Genomic DNA, 25,499 nt, shown 5'->3' on the forward strand with positions numbered 1-25,499 from the left:
GGGGCTTTTTTTATTTTTTTAAGCTTCTTTATTAGCCAGCTGGCCACAAGCCGCATCAATGTCTTTTCCTCTGCTTCGGCGCACTTTGGCCACAATATCATTTCGTTCCAGAGCCGTGATATAATTTTCTATAGCCTGCGGAGCAGCCTGTTGAAACTCCCCGTCATCAATCGGGTTATATTCAATCAGGTTTACTTTACACGGAACGTATTTACAGAATTTCACCAACGCATCAATCGATTTTTTATCGTCGTTGATTCCTTTCCAGACCACATATTCGTAGGTCACCCTGCTTTTGGTTTTGGAATACCAGTATTCGAGGCTTTCTCTCAGGTCCTTTAACGGGAAGTTTTCCGAAAACGGCATGATTCCGGAGCGGATCTCATCGATAGCCGAGTGCAGCGAAACGGCCAGTTTGAATTTTACCTCATCGTCTGCCAGTTTTTTAATCATCTTCGGAATTCCGGAAGTCGAAACGGTAATCCTTTTCGGCGACATTCCCAGACCTTCCGGTGCCGTGATTTTTTCAATCGCTTTTATCACGTTGTTGTAGTTCATCAGCGGTTCGCCCATTCCCATGAATACAATATTAGACAGCGGTCTGTTGTAATACAGTTTGCTTTCATTATCAATAGCCACAACCTGATCGTATATTTCATCAGGATTCAAGTTACGCATCCGTTTCAACCGTGCTGTTGCACAGAAGTTACAGTCCAGACTACAGCCAACCTGACTGGACACGCAGGCCGTTGTTCTGGTTTCGGTTGGAATCAACACGCTTTCCACAATTAGTCCGTCATGCAAACGCACGGCATTTTTAACCGTTCCATCCGAACTGCGCTGCATCTGATCTACTTTGATGTGATTGATCACAAAATTCTCTTCCAGCATTTGTCTTGTGGGTTTAGCCACATTCGTCATGTCATCAAATTTGTGAGCGCCTTTACTCCACAACCATTCATATACCTGATTCCCTCTAAAGGCTTTGTCACCATTGGCAACAAAAAAATCACGTAACTGCTCTTTACTTAAAGCTCTTATGTCTTTCTTCTCCGTTTGCATGGCGCAAAGTTAGTAACTATTTATGTATTTGGTAATTTATGCGTTTGGTAATTTGTAATTTTGTAAAAAATTTAAGCTTATGCATTTTATATCGGAAACTTTAGAAGATTATGTAGCCCTGCATTCGGAAAATGAACCGGCATTATTAGCGGCATTAAATAAAGAAACCCATCAGAAAATATTACAGCCCCGCATGTTAAGCGGTCATTTACAGGGGCGTGTCCTGAGCATGCTTTCCAAACTGATCCGTCCCAATGCCATACTGGAGATCGGAACCTATACCGGTTATGCGGCATTATGCCTGGCGGAAGGTTTACAGGAAAACGGCACTCTGGATACTATTGACATCAACGAGGAACTCTACGATTTCCAGCGAAAATACTTTGACCAGTCGGAATGGAAAGACCAGATACACCAGCACTTAGGCAATGCTCTGGAAATCATCCCAACCTTAAATAAAAAATTTGATTTGGTATTTATCGATGCCGATAAGGAAAACTACATTCATTATTTTGAAATGATCGTTCCGTTAATGCATAAAGGCGGTATTATTTTATCGGATAACGTTTTATGGTCCGGAAAAGTACTGGAGCCTTTAAAAGCAAACGACAAAAGCACAAAGATATTACTGGACTACAACAAGCTCCTGAAAGACGATCCGCGTGTAGAAACGGTTTTATTACCCATACGCGACGGGCTTACGGTGAGCCGCGTTTTATAAGAACAAGAAGCAATTGGCAATTGGCGAAAAAGCAATTGGCAAATAGCAAAAGGCAATTATAAGGTTTGATATATGAGGTTTGAAGTTTGATTTACGATGTATTACTTCACACCTCCTACTTCTTATATCTTATATAATATTAGGAGTTACGACAATCAGCTTCCGTAATCAAAGCTTGCCTTTTACCTCTTGCTAATTGCCCCTTAAAATTAATATACGAAGTTTGAAGTTTGATTTACGATATCCCTTCACACCTCATACTTCTTATATCTTATATAATTTACAGTAATCAGCTTCCGTAATACAAGACTTGTCTTTTACCTCTTGCCAATTGCCTCTTAAAGTTAACATACGAAGTTTGAAGTTTGATGTACGATATCCCTTCACACCTCATACTTCTTATATCTTATATAATTCACAGTAATCAGCTTCCGTAATACAAAACTTGCCTTTTACCTCTTGCTAATTGCCCCTTAAAATTAATATACGAAGTTTGAAGTTTGATTTACGATATCCCTTCACACCTCATACTCCTTATATCTTATATAATTTACAGCAATCAGCTTCCGCAATCAAGACTTGCTTTTTACCTCTTGCTAATTGCCCCTTAAAGTTGATATACGAGGTTTGAAGTTCAATATACGACATTCATATATCTTATATAATCTACAGCAATCAGCTTCCGCAATCAAAGCTTGCCTTTTACCTCTTGCCTTTTACCTCTTGCCTTTTACCTCTTGCCAATTACCCCTTAAAGTTGATATACGAGGTTAAAAGTTCAATATACGACATCCATATATCTTATATAATCTACAGCAATCAGTTTCCACAATCAAAACTTGCCTTTTACCTCTCGTTTTTAATTAGGGTGTATCATTAAAATGAGTACTTTTAATATACTAAACCTGATACCATGATCACTATAGATAACTATTTAGACAACCATTACATCCACAAAAGTAACTGGTTACGGGCAGCCGTTCTTGGAGCAAATGACGGAATTATTTCCATTTCCAGTCTTGCAATCGGTGTTGCAGCAGCAAGTACAGCAAGGGAGCCCATTGTTCTGGCAACAGTCGCCGGACTTGTAGCGGGTGCATTGTCAATGGCGGCAGGTGAATATGTTTCTGTTAGTTCTCAAACTGATATTGAGAAAGGTGACATTGAAAGAGAGAGAAAAGAGCTTAAAGAGATGCCGGAAGAAGAGCTGAAGCTATTGTCTCAAATTTATGAAAGAAGAGGCTTAAAGAAGGAAACAGCGATGCAGGTCGCAATAGAGTTAACAGAAGCAGATGCGTTAGGGACACATATCAGAGACGAACTGGGTATTAACGAAATCAGTAAGGCAAAACCCATACAGGCAGCATTAGCATCAGGGGCAGCTTTTACAGGTGGCGGTCTATTACCTTTATTAGTAATTCTTTTTGCACCGGTAAAAGGCATGGAATACTGGCTATATGGATTTACTATCATTTTTCTTATAATTTTAGGGATTACCGCTGCAAAAACAGGTGGCTCAAGCCCCTTAAAAGCCATGATAAGAATCACCATTTGGGGAACAATTGCAATGGGACTTTCCGCATTTGCAGGCTATCTTTTTGGTGTAAATCTTTAATTTAAAAATATAGTCATATAAACGGAGTACATTGGTATTTACCGACAATCTCCCCAACTCTATATGTAAAAATTAGATAGAAAGCTCTGAGGTGGCAATTCGGCAACAATGGTGCCTGCCCGCTTTCGGTGGTTATATATTCCCGGATTAAACGGACGCTTTATTATGCATACAACATCAATACTGAAAGAATGTAACCGTTATTGAGGCTACGTAAGATATAAGCAGCGAGATGTCTGCTTTATATGCGTTTTTGCCTGCTCTACGGTTTGCCTGCAGTATCATTAGCATACTAAGCTTTATATTTGTTATTGTGAAAAAACAAAACTGGATTCCCGGCCTGATCGTATCATTGGGTGTGTCGCTCATTGCAGCACTCCCCAGAGTGATTCGTATGGAAAAGTTTGAATTTCATCCTATTATAATAAGCGTTGGTTATAATTTTACTTTTTGTATTTTCTGCTGGTTAGCGCACCAGTTTATATTAAGTAAATCGAAACAATTTAATATCAATAATGGGGTAATTGCTGCCTTTTCCATTGTCGTGGTCAGTAGTTTTGTTTTTTTACTGGATATGATTTTCTCTCTGGTAAGTGATAACCCTTTATTATTACCCGATGCTGAAGGAGGCAAACGATTATATATATTGCTGTTACGGGGAATAGTAATCAGCGGGTTATTTTATTTCATTATTTACTACCTCCATATACTATCAGAAAAGCAGCGGAATATGCTTGAGATCGCGGCACTTAAACAGGCACAACTGGCAGCTAACATATCCTCATTGAAAGAGCAGCTGAGTCCGCACTTCCTTTTCAATACGCTCAATACACTCAGTACCCTCACACAGGAACAAAGTGTAAAAGAATATGTTTCTGAGTTGGCAAATGTGTACCGTTATGTACTCCGGTATAAGAATATTGATACCGCTACCATAGAACAGGAGCTTAATTTTATAGACTCTTATCTTTATATCATTAAAATGCGGCTGGAAGATGCTATTGAGATAGCTATTAATGTAGATGAGCAGGTCTTTAATAAGAAAATACCACCGCTCACGCTCCAGCTTCTGGTTGAAAATGCTATTAAACACAATATTGCTTCGCCAACAAGAAAACTGAGGATTGCTATAAAAAATACCGGTAATGATTTGCTGGAAGTAACCAATAACCTGCAACCCAAGACATCCGTACAACATACCACTGGTATCGGGCTGGCCAATGTGATGCAACGCTATCACCTTCTCTTTGGTAAGGAAATCGGAATAGAAAAGAAAGATACAGTGTTTACCATAAAATTACCACTTATATGATTAACGTGTTAATTATCGAAGACGAAGCCAAATCAGCAAGAGAACTTGCCAATATGATAGGCCATATAGACCGCGACATACAAATCTTAGCCACATTGGATTCCATAGAGCAGGCACTCAATTGGTTTGCCGAAAATGAACAGCCTGACCTGATCTTTTCGGATATTCAGCTGGCCGACGGATTATGTTTTGACATTTACAACCAGATTGACATTAAAAGTCCTGTTATCTTTTGTACAGCTTTTGATGAGTATTTGATAAATGCCTTTGATACCAACGCGGTTAGTTACCTGTTAAAGCCCATTACCCGCAATCAGGTTGAAAGAGCATTGGATAAATTCTATTCACTGAAATCAGCCTTTGAAACCCTGCAGGAAAGGCAAAAACTAACGGGTTTACTTCAACAGATTAAGCATCAGTACAAAACAGCCCTGTTAGTATATCAAAAGGAGAAAATAATACCTGTACAGGTAAAAGACATTGCGTTCTTTTACCTGGATAAAACAATAGTGAACATCACAACCCTAAATGGCCAGCGATATTATCTTTCCGGAAAACTTGAGGAACTTAACAAAGTGCTGGACCCGACAGTATTTTTCAGGGCCAACCGCCAGTTTCTGATTAACAGGGCCGCCGTTGCAAATGCTGAAAGGTTCTTTGCCCGGAAACTGGTCATCAAGCTAACGGTAAAAACCCCGGAAGACATCGTCGTAAGCAAAGCTAAAGCAGCTGAATTTTTACATTGGCTGGAGAGAGCTTAAAACATTATGTTGACTGCTCATTTTTATGGATAAATTAACAAACACCTGGTATAGCTTGTAATCGTCCATTTTTAAAATTATCAAAAAATAAAGAAGACAACCTTTTCACCACTACTGCTCTCCCTACAGTATTATCGTGGACATCAATGCAGCCAACCAGAATTGACATATACAAGAATAACACACTGATTTATTGCCTATTACTACAAATAAGAATGATCATTAACACTTCCCGGCAAATGCAGTTCTAAAGTAAGTACGATGGTATTTTTTTTACCTGTAATGCCTGCCTCAAAGAGCAGTTTGCCTGCTTTGACCAATAACCGCTTTAAGAAATATAATAGAATACCCAAATTGCATCATATTTTAAATGAGGAAGCAATGAAAACTTTCTATCTGGCAGTCTTTATTATTGCCACATTTTTTGTTCCTAAACAGACACAAAACAGTCGGGATGCTGTTTTGGGAAAATGGACAAATGAAGACAAAACCCGCGTTGTGGAATTTGTAAACACTGGTATCAGTTATAATGCCATAATCCGGAAAGCCCCCGACGAGAGCATTGTTGGTAAAAATCAGATTACCGATATTATCTATAGCAATGGCATATACAATGGGAAGGTGAATTTCCCTAAAAAGGGCAAAAGCTATCCTTGCAGGCTCAGGATAAAAAACGATGGTTCAATTGAATTGACGGTAAAGATTGGATTCATAAACAAATCGCAAATATGGACAAGAATAAAATAGAAGAAAACAAAAAAACTTTTAAACGAAGGCTTTACCATTCTTTTTCGTTTTTTACCGTGTCCAAAATTACCCTCCATTCTTCATTTTTATATTTAAAGCAAAAATAGCGTAACGGAATAGCGATGAAATCCAAATTACTCATTATAATCCTTTTGATCTGTGCCGGTGGCCTTAACACCCAGGCACAATTACGATTTTCTACATTAAAGGAAGTATTGGACTATGCTGATCGAAATGCAATCAGCATACAGAGTGCCATGCACCAGGAAAAAATTGCAGAATCAAAGAGCAGGGCAACGAAAGCGGCTTTACTACCGTCGGTTAATGGTTTTGCCGGGTTTAATGACAACATCATTCTCCAGCCTACGCTGGTTCCTGCAAACCTGTTTAACCCGGGTGCTCCTGCGGGGACTTTCAATGAGTACACTTTCGGTAAAAAATACATGTACAGCACAGGCGTGCAGGCAAACTGGGATATCGTCAACTTTCAAAAGTGGTTTGCTATAAAAACGACGGAAGCGACACAAAAGCTAAATGAGGCCAATACCGTCAAGGCAAGATACCAGACGTATAACCAGCTTGCGCAAACCTACTATTCTATTTTACTTACCAAGAAGTATATAAAAATATGCGAAAGCAATATTACAGCATCAGACAGTATCTATAAAATTGCAGAAGATAAATATGAAGCAGGAATCTTTACTGAAGAAAACCTCAATCGCAGCAAAATCCAGCAAATGCAGACGGAACAGCAGGTTAGCAGTCTTTCTTCCTCTTTAGGGCAATTGTATAATCAATTGCAGTCCCAATTGAATTCTACAGATAGTCTTATTCTGACGGATGAGCTTTCTGCAGTTCAGCCCGATTTAGAGCAGGAAGAAGTTATTAGTACTGTCGCTCCGGATGTGCAGATAGAGCAAGCCCAATTGGAACTGAACAGACGGCAGCTGGAAGGAGCAAGATCAATGCAATATCCTACATTTACAATAGGTTACCAATTCAACCGGAATTGGGCCATGGATAAAATGTTTGACCTTTCCAGCGCTAATAATCTACCCCAGCATTTCTGGAATGTCAAACTGGATATTCCTGTTTTCAATGGTCTGTCCACAAGAGAAAAAGTTGTTCAATCCCGGATACAATATCGTCAGCAGCAGCAAGTGCTGGACAACAAGAAACTTACAGCCCAAAAGGAAGACGACAATCTGAAGATACAATTCAGGCAGAGTACTGAAGATTTAAAGAAGCAGGAGGAAATTCTGAGACTCCAATACAGGAATGACAACCATTCAAAAAACAGGTACGAAAGTGGCATTATCGGGCTGGATGAACGGTTGGATAAATTCAAGGATTTACTTCAGGAGCAAAACCAGTATATGCAGAATCTCAGTAATTATTACATCAATTATTATACGCTTTACATCCGAAAGCTGTTCTAACTTTAAATTTTTAACCATAAACAATGAAAGCAAATAGCATCATAACCATTATACCGTTGCTGTTAATATGCCTCAGCTTTACGGCATGTAACAAGCAAGAGGAAATGCATCCTTTAAGAAAAAGCCTGCAACAAGCTGTATTTGCGAGTGGACACCTGGAACAGGAAAATGAATACGTTATTGCGAGTACGGCGGATGGGATTATTAGGGAGCTGAATATTCATGAAGGGGATAATGTGACGGCAGACCAGATACTGGTGCGCATAAAAAGCGACGTACAGGATGCACAATTGCGGGATGCACAGATTGCATACAATGATGCCCTGCAAAATGTAACTCCGGATGCACCACAGTTATTACAGATTCAGTCACAGATCGATATCGCCAGAAAGCAGCTTAATCAGGACAAACTGAATTACGAGCGTTATGCTGCTTTAAGAAAGAAAAATTCAGTATCACCGCTTGATCTTGAAAAGGCCGAACTACAATACAAAACTTCGCAAGCTAACCTTCAGATATTGGAGAAGAATTATATTCAGATACAGAATGCTCTTCGATTAAATGCTAACAGAGGTTTGCAACAGGTCAAAACACAACAGGCGATGTTAAGCGAGTATGTGGTCAAAGCAGATAAACCGGGTATTGTATTAGATGTTTTTAAAAAGAAAGGGGAATTGGTAGGTAAAGGCGAGGTGATCGCCAAGATTGGCAGCGGTAAACATATCCTGAAGCTCTTTGTTGCAGAAGATGATATTACCAAGATCAATATCGGGCAACAGGTTATCGTGCAAATGAATAATTACCCGGACACCACGTTCACGGCTTCCATTATCAGAATACTTCCCGAATTCAACCAGACAGAGCAATCCTATATTGCAGAAGCTGTATTTGTGAATCCACCGAAACTGCTGCTGTCGGGAACACAATTGCAGGCAAATATTAATCAGGCAACTATCAGAAATGTTTTGGTCATTCCATCATCAGCTCTGGTGAGAGGTCGTTTTGTAGAGCTAAAGGACGGAACAGAAAGAGCCATCAAAACCGGGCAAAATTTAGGAAGTTGGGTAGAGGTAAAATCAGGGCTAACCGAACAGGATATTATTCTTTTACCAAAGGAAAAAAAGACAAAATAAAGGGTACGGATACTTGGCTAACCGTAGCGAAAGCTTATTAAAAAGAAAAGAAATGACGAGCGTAAATACAAAAATATCCTGGGTGCATCTTACCTCAAAAGTAAGACAACTGATTGTTGCAGTACTAAGCGTCACATTTGGCATTTCAATGTACATTTTTATGAATAGTTTCATGAACGGCGTAAACAGCGCACAAACTGAAATTACGTTTACGTCAATGGCCCATATAAAGGTGTATAATGATCTGGGGGGATCTCCTTCAAAAGCTTTTCTATTGAATAGCAGCGATGATACCATCCGTAATGTAAGTAACGTCAAACACATCAATTATACTGAAGGAATAAGGAATGCGGATGAGGTAAAACAGTTACTGCAAAAAAACACGGAAATTGTTGCTGTTACCGAACAGGTGAACCAGAATGTGTTTTTCAGAAATGGGGTAACCAAAATAAGCAGTACCCTTTCGGGTATAGATGTGACTAATGAAATTCAGATGTTCAATAGTGTACAGTATATGACTGAGGGGGATTTGTACGAACTGGACAGACGTTCTGATGCTGTAGTATTGGGAACCGGGTTGGCAGAAAAGCTTAATGCAGCGGTAGGAGACAATGTTATGCTTTCAACATCGGACGGAGTTAACAAAATACTTAAAGTGATTGGCCTGATACAGACCGGCTCGGGCAATGTAGATAAAAGCCGGGCAATGATATCCATCAATACAGCAAGGCAGTTGTTGTCAAAGAATAAAAGTTACGCAACAGAAGTATTAGCCAATATAAAGAATTACAATGATGCCCAAATTGTTGCCAATACGCTTCGTCCTTATATCAGTTATAAAACGGAAGCCTGGCAGGAAGGTAACGGACAATTGGAATCAGCCAATATTCTGCGGGATACCATGGCAATTACTGTTTCACTCACCATATTAATTGTAGCCGGTTTTGGAATTTATAATATTATGAGTATGACCGTCAACGAGAAAATGCGTGAAATAGCGATACTAAAAGCCATAGGGTTCGATGGCAAAGACATTGTGCGGATTTTCCTGATGCAATCCATTGTTATCGGTTTTATAGGAGGCTTTGTTGGTTTGTTATTAGGGTTTAGTATTGCTTTCATTGTTGACCACATCCCTTTCAGCATAGCGTCATTTGATACACTACCGGTTTCTTATCGTCCGATTGATTATATAATGGCGATGGTCTTTGGGATGATCATTACATTTATCGCCGGATATATCCCTGCCAAAAAAGCTTCGAAAGTAGATCCTGTGGAAATACTCAGAGGTTAATGCTTAACACCAATATCTTAAGGAAATGAATATAGCTTTGTCAGCAAAAGGAATAAACAAATATTTCCACGAGCCTGAAACATTTCAGGTATTAAAGGACGTGAGTTTTGAAATAGAGCGGGGTGAGTTTGTTGCCATTGTTGGAAAATCCGGTTCTGGCAAATCCACCCTGCTTTACCTGCTTTCCACAATGGATACCGATTATGAGGGCAACATTGCCATTAATGGAACAACAGTAACGGGGCTTACACAAAATCAACTCTCAAGGTTCAGAAACGAACATATCGGTTTTGTGTTCCAGTTTCATTATCTGTTACCGGAGTTCTCTGTACTGGACAATGTAATGTTACCGGCATTGAAGCTCGGGAAAAAATCAAAGGAAGAAATAGAAGCAAAGGCAATGGAACTCTTAACCTTATTGGATGTCAAAGGACACGAAACAAAGAAAGCTTCTAAAATATCCGGTGGTCAGCAACAAAGAGTGGCTATCGCCAGAGCGTTGATCAATGAACCGGCAATCATTATGGGCGATGAGCCTACCGGCAATCTGGATTCAAAAAATACAGCGATTGTTTTCGATATCTTCCGACAATTGGCAAAAGAGCGAGGGCAGACAATTATAGCCGTCACCCACGATGAGGAATTTGCTGCCAACTGTGATCGAATTATTGAAATGGTAGATGGAAAAATAATGCCGTTATAACTAATTTACAGCAACCAGCTCGCAATCAAGATTTGCCTTTTACCCCTTGCTAATTGCCCCTTAAAGTTGAGGTTTGAAGTTTGATATACGATATCCATACTTCATATATCTTATATCATACATATAATTTACAGCAACCAGCTTCCGCAATCAAGATTTGCTTTTACCCCTTGCTAATTGCCTCTTAAAGTTGAGGTTTGAAGTTTGATATACGATAGGCGTACTTCATACTTCATATATCTTATATCATACATATAATTTACAGCTATCAGCTTCCGCAATACAAGGCTTGCCTTTTACCCCTTGCTAATTGCCCCTTAAATTTGAAGTTTGATTTACGATATTGTATCTCATATCAAATATCCGGAAAATACTTCTTTCTATAGGCTTCATACCCTTTTGAAAACAAATACCCGGTACAGATTCCGAAAATATATCCGGAAAGGATATCACCCGGAAAATGCAGTCCCAGATAAATTCTGCTGTATGCAAATATCAGCGGGAACAGGAAGAACAAAAAGGCATATTTATAGTACTTTCTCAGGATTAACACAATAAAGGTTGTCGACGCTATAGAGTTAGCAGCATGCCCTGAAAAGTAGCTAAATGACGAGCTTGGTTTTACCGCTCTGATAATGTCTTTAATTTCCGGGTCATTGCAAGGACGCAAACGCTGTACGCTATTCTTCACCAGATTGGTAACCTGATCTGTAAAAGCGATCAGCAAAGCTAAAAACACGATTACCAATAGTAAGTGCTTCCATCCCAGTTTCTTTTGCAGCAGGTAAAACACATACAGGAAGATGGGTGTCCAGTACAATTGTTTGGTAATGATCAGCCAGAGTCCGTCAAAGTTTTCGGAGCCAAGGCTATTTAAAAAAACGAGAAGTTGCTTGTCCAGCTCAATTATATGCTCCAAGATTACATTTGTCTTTTGATAGGTCCGGAAATATCTTCAATATCTTCTTTGGCTTTTTCAATTTCTTTTGTAATGCCGCTTGTAAAATCCAGGTCTTTCGTAAAATCCAAATCCTTCGTTATACCGTTCTCTTCCGCACTTTTCTGAATTTCGTTTTTAATATCGTTCGTAGCATTCTTTATCTGTGCCATACCTTTTCCAAGCGTACGCGCAATTTCAGGAACCTTATCAGAACCAAACAACATCAAGACCACTAATATTATGAAGAAAATTTCTCCGCCTCCTATACCAAACATTTTTTTCCGGTTTGAAAGTTATAAAGTAGCAAATTTACAAAGTTAGATTAGTTTAACTCCCCTGTTTTTGATTTTTATTAACACAAAAAAGCACTCTGACGAGTGCTTTTTTTATTTTTTTTCAAATTCATCAAACTTCGATTTGACTTCTTCTTTTGGCCAGACATTGTTGCTAACGTCAATATCTGCTGTTTCCAGCTTCGGATCCAGCTGTATTTTTTTAACGGGTTTTCCGGTTGCAAAAACACGTTTTGCTGTCTGATTTCCTTTTCTCCAGATCTGAACCGGGAAATGGTGCAGCTCCTTGGACCCGTCTTCAAACTGTAATTCAACAATGATTGGCATCATCATTCCGCCCGGTTTGTCAAATTCTACCTCATAGAAATATTTCGGAGCTTTTAATGCTTTTCGCTCGTCTGCCGACAAGCCATCAACATAATCGCTTAAAGGTTTCACATCCTGTATTGCAAACGGTTTTTTCATATCGGCTTTAAAGTCTTCGCTCTTATCCGAAACCATATATACAAACGGTCCGTTGTCCTGAAGGAAACGTCCTCTTTTTGCTGCAAAATCTTTCATCTCTTTCGTTGGCACATCTGAAACATAGAATTGTTTTACTTCTTTGATTCCGATATCCACATAATCGGTCAAATAAAACCATCCTTTCCAGAACCAATCCAGGTCTACTGCCGAGGCATCTTCCATGGTTCTGAAGAAATCTTCCGGCGTTGGATGTTTGAATTTCCAGCGGTTGGCATACGTTCTGAAAGCATGGTCAAACAATTCTCTTCCCATAATCGTTTCCCGCAGTATGTTTAAGCCTGTAGCCGGTTTGGCATAGGCGTTAGCGCCAAACTGATGGATCGTTTCCGAGTTAGACATAATCGGCTCCAGGAACTTCTGGTCGCCGCTCATATACGGTACGATCTTCGCTGCCGGACCTCTGCTCGAAGGGAAATTTTTATCCCAGCTTTGTTCTGTTAAATATTCCAGGAAGGTATTTAACCCTTCGTCCATCCAGGTCCATTGCCGCTCATCGGAATTGACGATCATCGGAAAGAAATTGTGTCCTACTTCATGGATAATAACACCCATCATACCATATTTGATACGCTCACTCACATAACCTTTTTCATCCGGACGTCCGTAGTTCCAGCAAATCATCGGATATTCCATTCCCTGGTCTTCTGCCGAGATAGACACGGCTTTCGGATACGGATAATCGAAAGTATAGCTGGAATAGCTTTTTAGCGTATGGGCTACCACTCTGGTCGAATATTGTTCCCACAACGGATTGGATTCCGGCGGATATAAGGAAATTGCCATTACATTTTTTCCGCCTATTTTAACGGCCATCGCATCATAGATAAACTTTCTCGAAGTCGAAAAAGCAAAATCCCTTACGTTCGTCGCTTTAAATTTCCAGGTTTTCTTTTTATCGGAAAAGGTTTTGGAACGCTGTTCAGCCTCCGACTGGGTGACCACTACAACCGGATTGTCATACGATTTCTCCGCCAGTTCATACCTGCGCAACTGTTCTGCCGTTAAAACCTCTTTTCTGTTCATCAGATCACCGGTTCCTTCCATGACATGATCGGCCGGTACTGTAATATTCACTTCAAAATTCCCGAAAGGCAATGCAAATTCCCCTTCTCCCCAAAACTGCATGTTCTGCCATCCTTCCACATCGTTATAAACCGCCATTCTCGGGTAAAACTGTGCAATTACATACAGATTATTCCCGTCTTTTTCGAAATGTTCATATCCGGAACGACCACCGTCAACGCGGTAGTTATTAATGTTGTACCACCATTTGATGGAAAATGAGATCTTTTCTCCCTTATTAAGAGGCTTGTCCAGATCAATACGCATCATCGTCTGGTTGATGATGTATTTCATCGGATTTCCTTTGGCATCCTTAACAAACTCGATGTTATGACCACCCTGGAAAGGCTCCTGTAAAAAATTCTTGGCAAAACCGTCAGGAGTCAGCGCACCGTTCATTCGCTGATCGGCCACTAACGGGGATTTGGAATCCGGTTTCTTTTCGTTCTGATCCAATTGCACCCATAAATACGTTAACGGATCGGGAGAATTGTTATAATACGTGATGGTTTCTTCACCGCTTAGCCTGGTATTCTTATCATCCAGCTCAATGTTCATTTTATAATCTGCCTGCTGCTGGTAGTAAGCCGGTCCGGGTGCACCGGAAGCCGTTCGGAACATATTAGGGGTTGCCATTTGTGTGTACATCTGACTGAACTTATTCGTGTCATAATGCCCCGGCTCCCGTTTCTTGTCTGTATTTTTTGTTTCCTGAGCAATAGTAATTAACGGAATTGCTAATGCCAATATTGAAAAAATAGAGGTCGATTTTTTCATAATCTGAATCACTTTATTAAGTTCTAATATTCGATAAGTTCTTTTGGTTTACTATTAGTAAGCAAAAGACTCTTTTTGTTACTGTTAACACTGGTATGAATTATATTTTGCTGGTCCGGAAAAATTTCCGTCAGCACTGTATTGTAAACTTCCAGGGTGTTTATTTTTTCAGATACCGGCACCGTAAGGTAACAGATCTCCACATCGTCTTCTGTTTCTCTTCCTAAAAACCGGATTGTTTTTTCGGTATTGTTGATTTTGATGCGCACCTTTTCAGCCAGGTATTTTTTTAGTAATTCTTCTGTTTCCGGGGCTTCTTTAGGCGTTGCCAGGTAAATTTTCTTTTTACTTTTTTTCTCCAGCGCTTTCTCTAAATCATCTGTAAAAATCCTTGCCGTAATCTGCATGGTCTTTTTCTCCGGGACATAATTCATCTGGAAAATAGAAACATAGAATTTATGCAGGCTCATAGCGCTGAGTCCTGTAAAAAGTACTATCAAAAGTCCGTATCGCAGCATTTTTATCATGCTTCAAAGATAGAATTAATTCTTTTTCTGCAACAAACGATACTCATTACTCTTACTGATTAAAAAGTCGATAAGTTCAAACTCTTTCTGAGGGGCTAAAAGCGCCCTGTTCGCGTCGCCTGCATCACAGTAGGTCAGGAATGGCCCGATCTGCTCTTTTTTAAGTTTCAGGACATTGGTAAAAAAACTATCAGACAGCTTTTCCCTGACGGCATCCGCAAAAATCTTATCGGTAATAAACTGTGTTTCTTTTTTGCCTTCTTTCCGGGTACTTTTAAACAGTTTACCTATTAAAGCACCCACTTTTATAAAGTCGACTCCCGTTAGCGGGCTCAGGTGTGTAATTAACGGAGCTTCTGCCGGCTTGGAAAGATAATCGGGTTTAAAGTCGGTATCAAACAGCATTTTCTGGGTTACAGCAACCTTCACATTCCGGTCTTTCAGTTTCTGGGTATCGCGCTCCAGATCGCCCGAAAGCCGTTTTACAATCACTTCATTCAGCTGGTTAACTTCCACCTGTAGTTTCAGTTTCAGTTCTTCCAGATCGAAATCCCGCTTTTCCAGTACTATGAGCAGCGGACTAAACGACAGACTGGTAAAAACCAGTGTGTCTTTTGCCCTGGCATAAATTTGAAAGGCACCGGCTTTGTCGGTCACTGCCTTGTTTTTCGTTGCTGTATTTAAGACCGTGATGTTATCCACATCCAGGCTGTCAATAAAAATTTTCCCTCTTAGCAATTCTCTGTCGGTATTCTGGGAGAATCCTAAAAAGGAGCAGAACAATAAAATCAGAAGCAGCTTATTTTTCATCGGTGATTATTTTTTTGTATTGCACAGCTAACTCGTTTAATAAAAAGGTGGCCAATGTTTTATTCTTTGCTTTTATGGCCGCTGTAAATCGTTCGTTTTCTACGGCATAAAAAATAAATCCCTGTACATATTCTTCCGGAATTTTCAAGGTATTCACAAAATAATCTTCTTCATACATGCCTTCCAGCCTGCTCCGGAATACTTCTTTTTTCTCTACTTCCAGTTCTTTCTTCAGCATTGATGTTCTGCCGGAAAACCAGTTAAGCAGCGGATCCAGGGAAGCCGAACTGCTTAACCCCAGCTGGGCATCCACACCGGAAGCGGTTTTTAGCTTTCTTTCTGCCGGAGTATATTTTTTTTGTCCTCTGGGAACCAGTCCCAGACTTTCGGAAGTAATTTTTCCATAAGGATTAATTACCACTTCACTCAGCTGCCGCACCATTACTTCCAGTTTGATATAAAAAACGGTTTCCTTAAAATCTTTTTCTTCCAGTTTAATCTTTTTCCCTTTAAACTGAACGGCAGAAATTATCAGGGTATCGTTAGGCTGGGCATGAATGGCAAAATATCCTCCATTCTCTGTTACTACTGCCTTTTCCGTATTTTTATTAATCACATGCACCCCATCGAGATCGGTATAATTCGCCATGATCTTACCTTTCAGAACGGTTTGGCTCTGCGACCATGAAGTTACAGAAAATAGCAACAAAAACAAAGGAAATATTCTTTTCATATTGAGTATCAGGAAAAAAAATCCGGCGGGCAACAACTTATTCAGCGATTATTTTCAGGTATTTTACAGCCAGTTCTGTAACCAAAAACGTTGCCAGGGTTTTGTTCTGGCTTTTCACGGCATTTTTAAACGGCAAATCATCCAGGGTATATATCCAGAAACCGTCGATATTTTCTTTTGGAATTTTCAGTTCTTCAACCAGATAATCTTCTTTAAACCAATACTGCAGTTTTAAGGTCAGGAGTTCCCGCCTTTCCACTTCCAACTCTTTTTTAAGCCTTGTTGTTTTACCCGATATAGCATTCAAAATAGGATCAAAAGGCAGCTGTCCGCCCAAAAGCCCCAACAGCTGTATTGGTTTAAAATCGCCGGCCGTTTTCAGCCTTCTTTCCGCCGTAGTATATTTTTTTTGCCCCGGCGAAACCAGTCCCAGGCTTTCCGAGGTAATGGTCTGTTTTGCTACCACTACCTCATCGAGCGCTCTGACTTTCACAGTCAAGGGCACTATAAAGGGTATTGTTTCAAAGTCTATTGCCTGCAGGACCAACCGCTGATCCTGGTATTGAACAGCAGAAATATACAGGGTATCCCCTACATTTCCACGAATCGTAAAAGAGCCGTTCTTATCGGACATAACCGTTTTTTTAGTCTGTTTATTCGCAATCGTAATTCCTTCGAGTTCGCCTGCTTTCCCGGCAGTTAATTTTCCTTTAAGCGCCTTTTCATTCTGAGAAAAGACTAAAGACGAACAGGACAGTAAAAAAAGGAGTAATGGTTGCTTCATTCAGATTCTTATAATATGCAATAAATAGCGGTTAACAGGGTAAAAGTATCGGCTTATTCTCAAAATTTATTGCCAACAACTTGGTAAAATTATGTTAATTATACGAATTTCGAATTCGCACCGATTTCTAATAAAACGTATCTTTGAATGTTTAGAACTCACAACAATGAAGAAAATAATAATTGCAAGCACCTCAACGCTGCACAGCGGAAGCTATTTAGAATACCTGCTTCCTGCGCTTCAATCGCATTTTACAGCCGTAAAAACACTGCTTTTCATCCCTTACGCAAGGCCAGGCGGTATTTCTCACGAAGATTATACCCAAAAAGTAAGCGAGGCTTTTTCAAAAATCAATATAGCGGTAAAAGGCCTACACGAATTTGAAGATCCCATCGAAGCCGTAGCAAAAGCAGAAGGAATTTTTACCGGCGGCGGCAATACCTTTTTACTGGTAAGCCAATTATACCAGACCAAAGTTATCGGCGCTCTTGAGACAGCCGTAAAAAACGGCACACCCTATTTAGGCACTTCGGCAGGAAGCAATATCTGCGGTTTAACAATGGGAACCACTAATGACATGCCTATTGTTTATCCGCCAAGTTTCAAAACACTGGGTTTTGTTCCGTTTAACATCAATCCGCATTATCTCGATCCGGATGTAAATTCCACACATATGGGTGAAACCCGCGAAACCCGGATTAATGAATTTCATCATTTCAATACCCAACCGGTACTGGGATTAAGAGAAGGAAGCTGGCTTGTTGTAAACAACGACACCATTACATTAAAAGGTGACTTAACGGCCCGTTTGTTCCGACGCAACCAGCAGCCGGAAGAAATGGCAACAGGAAGCGATTTAAGCCATTTACGATAAGACTATAAAACAAAAAACCCGAAACTAAGTTTCGGGTTTTCTTTTGGAGCGGAAGACGAGGCTCGAACTCGCGACAACCAGCTTGGAAGGCTGGAGCTCTACCAACTGAGCTACTTCCGCAGGAATGGTTTTTTAAAACTCCATCAAGTTTTTTGGAGCGGAAGACGAGGCTCGAACTCGCGACAACCAGCTTGGAAGGCTGGAGCTCTACCAACTGAGCTACTTCCGCATTTGTGAGTGCAAATATAGCTAATAAATTTCCTTACATGCAAATTTTTTATTGAAAAAAAAGTAGTTTTTTTGAAGCAACTATTCCCGTTTTACTGCATCTATAGTATAAATTATTTATTATTAAAACGTTAGGTTTTATTTCAGGAATACTTTGATTACCGAAAATTTATGGTTTTTATAAAAAAGATTGATGCCAAAACAACTTTTTCAGTTCGTCAGCCGGTTTTAAGACCCGGAAAACCTGTTGAAAGTTGTTTTTTTGACGGCGATGATTTGGAAACTACAACACATTTAGGCCTGTATAACAACAGTATTTTAGCCGGAATCGTTTCCATATTCAGGACAAGCAACGCCGCTTTTCCGGAAAAAGAGCAATATCAGCTTCGCGGAATGGCGGTTTTAGAAGATTTTCAAAAGAAAGGATATGGCGAACGCCTTGTAAATGAAGCCGAAAGATATATTAAAGAACAGGACGGTACTGTTATCTGGTTTAATGCACGGGAAATTGCTGTTGCCTTTTACAAAAAAATGGGTTACGAAGTTATGGGAGAAAAATTTGAGATTCCAACAATCGGCACGCATTTTGTAATGCGAAAATGTGTACAAAACGTTAAACAGGATTAAAAACGCTGTTTATTTTTCGTACCTTACTATTAATTTTTTACAAATTATGCTACATCGTTACTATTTATTACTGGTTCCCATGTTCCTTTTCGGCTGTAAAAAAGAAAAGGCGGTTATTGCCGAACAAATCATTCAGAAAGATAACATAAAAGTAACTCCCCTTGCTTTTCCGGAAGCTATCGCTATTGACACCGCTTACTTTGCAGATTATCCTGAAGAAGTAAAACAGTTTTACAAAAACAACCTGTACAAAACGGTCTGGACCATCGAAAAAGACCGGAAGGCGCTGACAGCAGCAATTAAAAACAGTGAATTTGACGGCCTCAATCCGGACGATTATTCCATTGGTTCCATTGAAAAACAGGAAGCCGGTCACAAAACCCTTTCTGAAAAAGAGCTGATCACGAATGATATTCTGCAAACAGCTGTTTTTTACAAGCTGGCAAATCATTTATACAACGGAAAAGTTGTCCCGACCAAATTATACAGCGACTGGGATTTGTATCCGAAAGAGATCAATCTTAACGCCAAATTGCAAAATGCGTTAAAGCACCATACCATCGAGGAAAGTCTGGATTCTTTAAAGCCCGATCACATTGTTTACAAGCGTTTAAAAGATGCTTTGCAAAAGATTGAAAACATGCCGAAAGACAATGTTAAAGACATCGTAGTGAGTGACAAAATTGTGCTGAATGACACCAATGCGGCCATGGTCACGATAAAAAAACGACTGGCTTACTGGGGTGATTATAAAAAAGAGGATTCGCTTACATCGGTATATGATGAAAAAACAGCCGGCGCGGTCAAAAAATTTCAGAAGCGACATGGTTTAACAGCCGATGGCGTTATCGGAAAAGGTACCGTTAGCGCTTTAAACTTTTCCAAAGCGACCCGGAAAAAACAGATTATTGCCAATTTAGAACGCTGGAGATGGTTCCCGAGAGATCTGGGCGAAAGCTATGTGATTATCAACATCCCCGATTTTAACCTGTATGTAGTCAAAGATAACGACACGGTTCAGAATCACCGCGTAGTCGTTGGTCGTGCCAAAAGAAGAACGCCGGTACTTTCGTCCCGATTCAGCAATCTGATTATTAATCCTACCTGGACCGTTCCGCCAACAATTTTAAAAGAGGACCTGACACCTTCTGCCAGCAAAAACAGAAACTATTTTGCCAATACCGGGATTACTATATATGACATGAAAGGCAATGTGGTGAGTCCGGGAGACTGGAATGCCAACAAGTCGAACAACTACCGTTATGTACAAAAACCGGGCAGCAACAACTCCCTGGGATTAATCAAATTTAATTTCAGCAATAAGCATTTGGTATATCTGCATGATACAAACCACCGCGATTATTTCAAACTGAACAATCGCGCTTTAAGTTCGGGCTGTATCAGGGTGGAGGATCCTTTTAAATTATCCGGCTATATTCTGGATAATGAAGAAAACAACTGGACTAAGGAAAAAGTAGATAAAATGATTGCGACCAATAAAACGCAGAGCATTGTATTGAAAAAGCCCACCTTTGTACATCAGCTGTACTGGACAGCATGGATGGACAAAGACGGGCTGGTATTCAGAAACGATATTTACGATCTTGATTTAGAGCTCTACAGCAAATTACGAGATTAATTTTGATTTCATTTCGTAATTGCGTGATGGATGGTAGATAAAAAGGCACGACTGGTCTTTTATCAGGTTAATGATTTCCTTGTGAAGTGCAACAGGAACAGCAGGACAACCCTGACTTCTTCCCAGTCTTCCTTGTGAAGAAATAAAACTTTCATTAGCATAATCAGCACCGTGCATCACAACTGCTCTGTTTCTTGCATTGTCATTGATGCCATATTCCAGTCCGTCCAAACGTAGGGACATTCCGTGTTTACCCTGATAAACTTCTCCGGTAGCATAGAATCCTAAACTACTTTTGAACGAATTGGTTTCATTGGAAAACTGGTTGGCAAATTCATCTCCGCTGTTTTTCCCGTGGGAAACCACAGACTGAAGTAAGATAGTGTTCGTAGCCATATCAATCACCCAAAGTCTTTTTTGAGTGGAGGACAGACTAAAATCTATTAAAGTCAAAATATCTTTTTTGATAACGCCTTGTTCTTTTAACTGATAGAAACCTTCCAAAGCTTTTGTAAAACTTTCCAGTTTCGGCATCGAGTAGGATTTGGTATTCAGGGTTGTATATAAGCTTTTAACTTTTAATTCAAATGAGGCTTTCGCATTGGCTGCTACTAACTTTGGCGGGTCTGTTTCCTTGATTGAAACTGGCTTAAAAGACAATAAAAAAAGAAACAAAACCGGGAAAATTCTGTAAACCATTGATAATCTATTCATTATATTACTGTGTGTTGAGTCCAAAAATATATATAAATTTTAAACGACCAAATTTTTTTTGACATTAATCGGCTAACTTTAACATTTTAATCGCTTTTTATTAAATTTTAACATTTAATACCTTGCTAATTCTTACAAAAAACACTTCAAAAAAGTACATTTGTTAATTTTAATGCGAAAAACTATATGAAAAACGCAGTTTTATTCATTTTTATTATCCTGAACACAACTTTTCTCTCCGGTCAGGAAATAAATAATGAACTTGAAAAAATTGCAATCCGGAAAAAAATACTCAATGCAAGGCTGTCTTCTTCCGCTGTAACGATTGACGGAAAGCTGCAGGAAACCGCATGGGAACAAGCGGAAATAGCATCCGGTTTTATCACCTATCAGCCCGATAACGGAAGCCTTGTTAGTCCGGAAAAACGCACCGAAGTCCGTGTATTGTATGACGATGACGGTATCTATATTGGCGCCATGCTTTATGATGATCCTGCCAAAATTGTAAAAGAAATTACCGAACGGGACAAATTCGGAACCTCCGATTTCTTTGGTATTTTTATTAACGGCTATAACGACGGGCAGCAGGATTTCCGCTTTTTTGTAACTACTGCCGGCACACAGCTGGACTGCATTGCCACCGCAGGCGGTGAAGATTATACCTGGGACGGCATCTGGCACAGCAGCGTCAGCATTACCGACTTTGGCTGGACAGTTGAAATGAAAATTCCTTATGCCGCCATACGGTTTTCCGAACAGAAAGACCAGATCTGGGGTGTGAACTTTTTCAGGGAAATCCGGCGTGACCGCCAAAAATATACCTGGAACCATATTGACAATAAAATTGGCGCCACCATCACGCAGGCCGGTATTTTAAAGGGCATTGCCAATATAAAACCGCCTACCCGGTTGTTCCTGATTCCTTATTCTTCCGTATATCTGAACCATAATGATGACGGTACCAAAACAGAGTTCAAAGCCGGAATGGATATCAAATACGGGCTCAGTGATTCTTTTACGCTGGACGCCATTCTGGTACCCGATTTCGGCCAGACGGCTTTCGACAATGTCATCCTGAACCTGGGGCCTTTTGAACAGGAATTCAACGAAAACCGCCCTTTCTTTACGGAAGGTACCGATCTTTTCAACAAAGGAAAACTCCTGTATTCCCGCAGAATCGGAGGCGAGCCTTCCACTACTCCAACCACCACTGAAGACGAGGAAGTCACCCATTTTCCGGGCAGGGTTAATTTACTGAATGCCTTAAAACTTTCCGGAAGAACATCCAAAGGACTGGGCATAGGCGTGATGAATGCCATTACCGAAAAAACCGAAGCCACCGTCCGGAATACCGTTACCGGGGCTACCCGGACTGAAGTTGTCGAACCGTTAACGAACTATAATATCCTGGTACTGGACCAGCGATTCCGGAAAAATTCCTCTGTATCCCTGGTGAATACCAGCGTGCTTCGCAACGGAAATTTCCGGGATGCAAATGTATCGGCAGTACTGTTCGACCTCAACACCAAAGCCAATACTTACAACCTTGCCGGAAACGCAAAATACAGCCATCTCAACACTGCCGAAAAACCGCAAAACGGGTATACCACCTATCTGAACTTTAGTAAAACCAGCGGCAAATACCGTTTTAGTGCCAACACTACCTATATCTCGAAAGACTACGATATTAATGATATGGGAATCATTTTTGAAACCAATTACCACAACTTTTATGTGAACGGGAATTACCGTATCCTGAATCCGAACACCACCTTTAATTCTTTCAAGATAAGTACGATTAATTATATCGAAATCCAGAATACCACCGGCCGTTTGCAGGAAGCTACGTTTGAGCTGACCCTGGATTCCGACAGTAAAAAAAATCATTATATCGGCGGAGGCCTAGGCTTATCTCCTTTTGAAACCTACGATTTTTACCAGCCGCGCCGGGAAGGACGTTTTGTGTACAATCCCAGATATTTCAGTACGTGGCTTGATATTTCTTCCAATTACAACTACCCTTTTGCCTTGGATGCCAATATTTACCTCGATCTTTTCGATCAGGACAAAAGGCATACCTATGGCATCCGCCTGAGTCCGCGTTATCGTTTTAACGACAAACTAACCCTGGTTTACGCTATTGACTGGACCCGTCAGAATGACGATAAAGGCTGGGTAGATTTTGATGAGGATGCGATTATTTTTGCCAACAGAAACCGGAATACCATTGAAAATACCATCGTTGGGAAATTTTCGCTTAACAACAAAATGACCTTCAACCTGAAAGCCCGTTACTATTGGTCGTATGCCGAAAACCTGAATTTTCTTTCACTGACAAACGACGGACATTTCACACCCAATCCCGGTTATAACGAGGACAAAAACTCCAATTTTAAAATCTGGAATTTCGATTTATCCTACTCCTGGTGGTTCGCACCCGGCAGCCAGCTTTCGGTTCTTTACCGGAATAATGCAATTCACAACGAAAAGCACTTAAATAAAAATATTATTGATAATTTAGACAACACTTTAAGCAATAATCTAAACAACACATTTTCAATTAGTTTTCGTTACTACATTGATTACAACAATGCAAAAAAATGGTTTAAAACATGAAAAAGAAAGTAATTTTAATGATTTTGGACGGTTGGGGAAAATCTCCCGACCCAAAAGTTTCTGCAATTGACAATGCCAATACTCCTTTTATAGATAGTCTTTATACCCAATATCCAAATGCTTCCCTGCGAACGGACGGCTTAAATGTAGGCTTACCCGAAGGACAAATGGGCAACTCCGAAGTGGGTCACATGAATCTGGGTGCCGGAAGGATCATTTACCAGGACCTGGCAAAAATTAACCTGGCGGTACAAAACAAAACATTAAACAACGAAAAGGTTTTACGGGATGCTTTTGAATACGCCAGAAACAACAATAAAAAAGTACACTTTTTAGGACTGCTCTCTGATGGCGGGGTGCATTCCCACACTTCACACCTGAAAGGCTTATTGGATGCGGCTCAGGATTTCGGACTGAAAGATGTTTTTGTACATGCTTTTACCGACGGACGTGATGTTGATCCAAAATCGGGGGTACACTATATAGAAGACCTAGAAAACTACCTTCACAAATCATCGGCCCGCCTGGCTTCGGTTGTTGGCCGTTACTACGCCATGGATCGTGACAAAAGATGGGAGCGTATTAAACTTGCCTATGACCTGATCGTAAACGGAAAAGGTGTTCCTACCCAAAATCCTGTTTCGAGTGTACTGGCCAGTTACCACAACAATATTACCGATGAATTTATTGAACCGATAGTTGTTGTGGACAACAATCAGCAGCCGGTTGCCACAATAGCAAACGGGGATGTTGTGATTTTCTTTAATTTCAGAACCGACAGAGGCCGTCAGCTAACCGAAGCTTTATCGCAGAAAGACCTGCACGAGCAAAACATGCACAAACTGGATCTGTATTATGTAACCATGACAAACTATGATGATACCTACCAGAATGTTCATGTGATTTACGACAAAGACAACATCACCGAAACACTGGGAGAAGTACTGGAGAAAAACGGTAAAAAACAGATCCGTATCGCCGAAACCGAAAAATACCCGCACGTTACCTTCTTCTTTTCCGGCGGGCGCGAAGCTCCTTTTGTTGGAGAAAGCCGCCTGTTATGTCCGTCGCCAAAGGTAGCCACCTATGATTTAAAACCCGAAATGAGCGCTTTTGACTTAAAAGATGCCCTGATTCCGGAACTTAAAAAAGGCGACGTGGATTTTGTTTGCCTGAACTTTGCCAACGGCGATATGGTAGGCCATACCGGTGTTATGGAAGCAGCAATCAAAGCCTGTGAAGCGGTTGACATTTGCGTAAAAGAAGTTATTGAGACCGCTTTGGAAAACAATTATACCACGATTGTTATTGCCGACCACGGAAATTGTGAAACCATGATCAACCCGGACGGCACGCCAAACACCGCCCATACAACAAATCCGGTTCCGATTATTTTAGTGGACAAAGACCTGAAATATATCGATAACGGAATTTTAGGCGACTTGGCTCCTACTATTTTAGAATTAATGGGTATTGAAAAACCGGCTGTCATGACACAGCACTCTCTTTTAAGACCTTTTGAAAAATAAACCCATAAAAAAAGCTCCTTATCCGGAGCTTTTT

At 40.3% G+C, this 25,499-nt stretch carries 23 protein-coding genes and 2 tRNA genes; 14 read left to right on the forward strand and 11 right to left on the reverse strand.

Translation table 11 applies throughout. The features are described from left to right. Nucleotides 1–18 precede the first annotated feature (18 nt). Nucleotides 19–1,062, reverse strand: coding sequence for a 23S rRNA (adenine(2503)-C(2))-methyltransferase RlmN (gene rlmN / locus HW120_RS01035; RefSeq protein WP_177730036.1), 1,044 nt, complete (start codon nt 1,060–1,062; stop codon nt 19–21). A 79-nt stretch (nt 1,063–1,141) separates the two neighbouring features. Between rlmN and HW120_RS01040 the strand changes: the two genes are divergently transcribed. The 9 genes from HW120_RS01040 to HW120_RS01080 all read left to right on the forward strand — a co-directional run bounded on the left by HW120_RS01040 (nt 1,142) and on the right by HW120_RS01080 (nt 10,787). Next, complete coding sequence (locus HW120_RS01040; RefSeq protein ID WP_177730037.1) at nt 1,142–1,783, forward strand: O-methyltransferase; 642 nt, start codon at nt 1,142–1,144, stop codon at nt 1,781–1,783. Between the two features lie 913 nt (nt 1,784–2,696). Further along, nucleotides 2,697–3,398 carry a VIT1/CCC1 transporter family protein gene (locus HW120_RS01045; protein WP_177730038.1) on the forward strand — a complete coding sequence of 234 codons (702 nt, stop codon included), beginning with the start codon at nt 2,697–2,699 and terminating at the stop codon, nt 3,396–3,398. 313 nt (nt 3,399–3,711) lie between these two features. Then, on the forward strand, nt 3,712–4,710 hold the full coding sequence (locus tag HW120_RS01050; RefSeq protein WP_177730039.1) for a sensor histidine kinase: 999 nt from the start codon (nt 3,712–3,714) through the stop codon (nt 4,708–4,710). Further along, nucleotides 4,707–5,471, forward strand: coding sequence for a LytR/AlgR family response regulator transcription factor (locus HW120_RS01055; protein ID WP_218618735.1), 765 nt, complete (start codon nt 4,707–4,709; stop codon nt 5,469–5,471). The genes HW120_RS01050 and HW120_RS01055 overlap by 4 nt, the downstream gene beginning before the upstream one ends. A gap of 381 nt (nt 5,472–5,852) precedes the next feature. Then, nucleotides 5,853–6,218 carry a DUF2147 domain-containing protein gene (locus HW120_RS01060; protein ID WP_177730040.1) on the forward strand — a complete coding sequence of 122 codons (366 nt, stop codon included), beginning with the start codon at nt 5,853–5,855 and terminating at the stop codon, nt 6,216–6,218. Nucleotides 6,219–6,340: 122 nt separating this feature from the next. After that, a complete protein-coding gene (locus tag HW120_RS01065; RefSeq protein ID WP_177730041.1) occupies nt 6,341–7,657 on the forward strand; it encodes a TolC family protein in 1,317 nt (438 codons plus the stop codon). 23 nt (nt 7,658–7,680) lie between these two features. Beyond that, nucleotides 7,681–8,790, forward strand: coding sequence for an efflux RND transporter periplasmic adaptor subunit (locus HW120_RS01070; protein ID WP_177730042.1), 1,110 nt, complete (start codon nt 7,681–7,683; stop codon nt 8,788–8,790). A 52-nt stretch (nt 8,791–8,842) separates the two neighbouring features. Then, on the forward strand, nt 8,843–10,084 hold the full coding sequence (locus tag HW120_RS01075; protein WP_177730043.1) for an ABC transporter permease: 1,242 nt from the start codon (nt 8,843–8,845) through the stop codon (nt 10,082–10,084). Between the two features lie 25 nt (nt 10,085–10,109). Beyond that, nucleotides 10,110–10,787 (forward strand): ABC transporter ATP-binding protein, encoded by a 678-nt coding sequence (locus tag HW120_RS01080; protein WP_177730044.1) that lies wholly within the window; start codon nt 10,110–10,112, stop codon nt 10,785–10,787. Between the two features lie 355 nt (nt 10,788–11,142). Here the strand turns inward: HW120_RS01080 and HW120_RS01085 are convergent, their stop codons facing one another. The 7 genes from HW120_RS01085 to HW120_RS01115 all read right to left on the reverse strand — a co-directional run bounded on the left by HW120_RS01085 (nt 11,143) and on the right by HW120_RS01115 (nt 17,238). Then, nucleotides 11,143–11,709: a phosphatase PAP2 family protein gene (locus HW120_RS01085; RefSeq protein ID WP_177736113.1), complete on the reverse strand. Its 567-nt coding sequence runs from the start codon at nt 11,707–11,709 to the stop codon at nt 11,143–11,145. Then, nucleotides 11,709–12,002: a Sec-independent protein translocase subunit TatA/TatB gene (locus tag HW120_RS01090; protein WP_177730045.1), complete on the reverse strand. Its 294-nt coding sequence runs from the start codon at nt 12,000–12,002 to the stop codon at nt 11,709–11,711. Before HW120_RS01090 ends, HW120_RS01085 begins: the two co-directional genes overlap by 1 nt. Nucleotides 12,003–12,113: 111 nt before the next feature. After that, nucleotides 12,114–14,384, reverse strand: coding sequence for a M1 family metallopeptidase (locus tag HW120_RS01095; protein ID WP_177730046.1), 2,271 nt, complete (start codon nt 14,382–14,384; stop codon nt 12,114–12,116). Between the two features lie 23 nt (nt 14,385–14,407). Next, on the reverse strand, nt 14,408–14,911 hold the full coding sequence (locus HW120_RS01100; protein WP_177730047.1) for a DUF6702 family protein: 504 nt from the start codon (nt 14,909–14,911) through the stop codon (nt 14,408–14,410). 15 nt (nt 14,912–14,926) lie between these two features. After that, on the reverse strand, nt 14,927–15,721 hold the full coding sequence (locus HW120_RS01105; protein ID WP_177730048.1) for a peptidase associated/transthyretin-like domain-containing protein: 795 nt from the start codon (nt 15,719–15,721) through the stop codon (nt 14,927–14,929). Beyond that, a complete protein-coding gene (locus tag HW120_RS01110; RefSeq protein ID WP_177730049.1) occupies nt 15,711–16,454 on the reverse strand; it encodes a carboxypeptidase-like regulatory domain-containing protein in 744 nt (247 codons plus the stop codon). Before HW120_RS01110 ends, HW120_RS01105 begins: the two co-directional genes overlap by 11 nt. A gap of 37 nt (nt 16,455–16,491) precedes the next feature. Further along, nucleotides 16,492–17,238 carry a carboxypeptidase-like regulatory domain-containing protein gene (locus HW120_RS01115; protein WP_177730050.1) on the reverse strand — a complete coding sequence of 249 codons (747 nt, stop codon included), beginning with the start codon at nt 17,236–17,238 and terminating at the stop codon, nt 16,492–16,494. A gap of 166 nt (nt 17,239–17,404) precedes the next feature. On the opposite strand from HW120_RS01115, the gene pepE reads away from it, so the two are divergent. Continuing rightward, nucleotides 17,405–18,112, forward strand: a complete 708-nt coding sequence (gene pepE, locus HW120_RS01120) for a dipeptidase PepE (protein WP_177730051.1) — start codon at nt 17,405–17,407, stop codon at nt 18,110–18,112. Nucleotides 18,113–18,156: 44 nt separating this feature from the next. Here the strand turns inward: pepE and HW120_RS01125 are convergent. Both HW120_RS01125 and HW120_RS01130 read right to left on the reverse strand, forming a co-directional pair. Further along, nucleotides 18,157–18,232, reverse strand: a tRNA-Gly gene (locus HW120_RS01125). A 33-nt stretch (nt 18,233–18,265) separates the two neighbouring features. Continuing rightward, nucleotides 18,266–18,341 (reverse strand) — tRNA-Gly (locus tag HW120_RS01130). Nucleotides 18,342–18,511: 170 nt separating this feature from the next. Between HW120_RS01130 and HW120_RS01135 the strand changes: the two genes are divergently transcribed. Both HW120_RS01135 and HW120_RS01140 read left to right on the forward strand, forming a co-directional pair. Further along, nucleotides 18,512–18,967 (forward strand): GNAT family N-acetyltransferase, encoded by a 456-nt coding sequence (locus HW120_RS01135; RefSeq protein ID WP_177730052.1) that lies wholly within the window; start codon nt 18,512–18,514, stop codon nt 18,965–18,967. A 46-nt stretch (nt 18,968–19,013) separates the two neighbouring features. Further along, on the forward strand, nt 19,014–20,606 hold the full coding sequence (locus HW120_RS01140; RefSeq protein ID WP_177730053.1) for a L,D-transpeptidase family protein: 1,593 nt from the start codon (nt 19,014–19,016) through the stop codon (nt 20,604–20,606). Here the strand turns inward: HW120_RS01140 and HW120_RS01145 are convergent. Then, on the reverse strand, nt 20,595–21,305 hold the full coding sequence (locus HW120_RS01145) for a murein L,D-transpeptidase catalytic domain family protein (protein WP_177736116.1): 711 nt from the start codon (nt 21,303–21,305) through the stop codon (nt 20,595–20,597). The genes HW120_RS01140 and HW120_RS01145 overlap by 12 nt on opposite strands. Before the next feature lie 201 nt (nt 21,306–21,506). Here HW120_RS01145 and HW120_RS01150 point away from each other — a divergent pair, with 201 nt between their 5' ends. Next, nucleotides 21,507–23,936 carry a DUF5916 domain-containing protein gene (locus HW120_RS01150; protein WP_177730054.1) on the forward strand — a complete coding sequence of 810 codons (2,430 nt, stop codon included), beginning with the start codon at nt 21,507–21,509 and terminating at the stop codon, nt 23,934–23,936. Continuing rightward, nucleotides 23,933–25,465: a 2,3-bisphosphoglycerate-independent phosphoglycerate mutase gene (gene gpmI, locus HW120_RS01155; RefSeq protein WP_177730055.1), complete on the forward strand. Its 1,533-nt coding sequence runs from the start codon at nt 23,933–23,935 to the stop codon at nt 25,463–25,465. The genes HW120_RS01150 and gpmI overlap by 4 nt, the downstream gene beginning before the upstream one ends. Nucleotides 25,466–25,499: the final 34 nt, after the last annotated feature.

The sequence above is a fragment of the Flavobacterium inviolabile genome (assembly GCF_013389455.1).
Classification (GTDB): Bacteria; Bacteroidota; Bacteroidia; order Flavobacteriales; family Flavobacteriaceae; genus Flavobacterium; species Flavobacterium inviolabile.

Coding starts and splice junctions, on each gene's coding strand:
- rlmN (WP_177730036.1), bottom strand. CDS start 1,062: ATGCAAACGGAGAAGAAAGACATAAGAGCTTTAAGTAAAGAGCAGTTA.
- HW120_RS01040 (WP_177730037.1), top strand. CDS start 1,142: ATGCATTTTATATCGGAAACTTTAGAAGATTATGTAGCCCTGCATTCG.
- HW120_RS01045 (WP_177730038.1), top strand. CDS start 2,697: ATGATCACTATAGATAACTATTTAGACAACCATTACATCCACAAAAGT.
- HW120_RS01055 (WP_218618735.1), top strand. CDS start 4,707: ATGATTAACGTGTTAATTATCGAAGACGAAGCCAAATCAGCAAGAGAA.
- HW120_RS01060 (WP_177730040.1), top strand. CDS start 5,853: ATGAAAACTTTCTATCTGGCAGTCTTTATTATTGCCACATTTTTTGTT.
- HW120_RS01065 (WP_177730041.1), top strand. CDS start 6,341: ATGAAATCCAAATTACTCATTATAATCCTTTTGATCTGTGCCGGTGGC.
- HW120_RS01070 (WP_177730042.1), top strand. CDS start 7,681: ATGAAAGCAAATAGCATCATAACCATTATACCGTTGCTGTTAATATGC.
- HW120_RS01075 (WP_177730043.1), top strand. CDS start 8,843: ATGACGAGCGTAAATACAAAAATATCCTGGGTGCATCTTACCTCAAAA.
- HW120_RS01080 (WP_177730044.1), top strand. CDS start 10,110: ATGAATATAGCTTTGTCAGCAAAAGGAATAAACAAATATTTCCACGAG.
- HW120_RS01090 (WP_177730045.1), bottom strand. CDS start 12,002: ATGTTTGGTATAGGAGGCGGAGAAATTTTCTTCATAATATTAGTGGTC.
- HW120_RS01095 (WP_177730046.1), bottom strand. CDS start 14,384: ATGAAAAAATCGACCTCTATTTTTTCAATATTGGCATTAGCAATTCCG.
- HW120_RS01100 (WP_177730047.1), bottom strand. CDS start 14,911: ATGATAAAAATGCTGCGATACGGACTTTTGATAGTACTTTTTACAGGA.
- HW120_RS01105 (WP_177730048.1), bottom strand. CDS start 15,721: ATGAAAAATAAGCTGCTTCTGATTTTATTGTTCTGCTCCTTTTTAGGA.
- HW120_RS01110 (WP_177730049.1), bottom strand. CDS start 16,454: ATGAAAAGAATATTTCCTTTGTTTTTGTTGCTATTTTCTGTAACTTCA.
- HW120_RS01115 (WP_177730050.1), bottom strand. CDS start 17,238: ATGAAGCAACCATTACTCCTTTTTTTACTGTCCTGTTCGTCTTTAGTC.
- pepE (WP_177730051.1), top strand. CDS start 17,405: ATGAAGAAAATAATAATTGCAAGCACCTCAACGCTGCACAGCGGAAGC.
- HW120_RS01135 (WP_177730052.1), top strand. CDS start 18,512: ATGGTTTTTATAAAAAAGATTGATGCCAAAACAACTTTTTCAGTTCGT.
- HW120_RS01140 (WP_177730053.1), top strand. CDS start 19,014: ATGCTACATCGTTACTATTTATTACTGGTTCCCATGTTCCTTTTCGGC.
- HW120_RS01145 (WP_177736116.1), bottom strand. CDS start 21,305: ATGGTTTACAGAATTTTCCCGGTTTTGTTTCTTTTTTTATTGTCTTTT.
- HW120_RS01150 (WP_177730054.1), top strand. CDS start 21,507: ATGAAAAACGCAGTTTTATTCATTTTTATTATCCTGAACACAACTTTT.
- gpmI (WP_177730055.1), top strand. CDS start 23,933: ATGAAAAAGAAAGTAATTTTAATGATTTTGGACGGTTGGGGAAAATCT.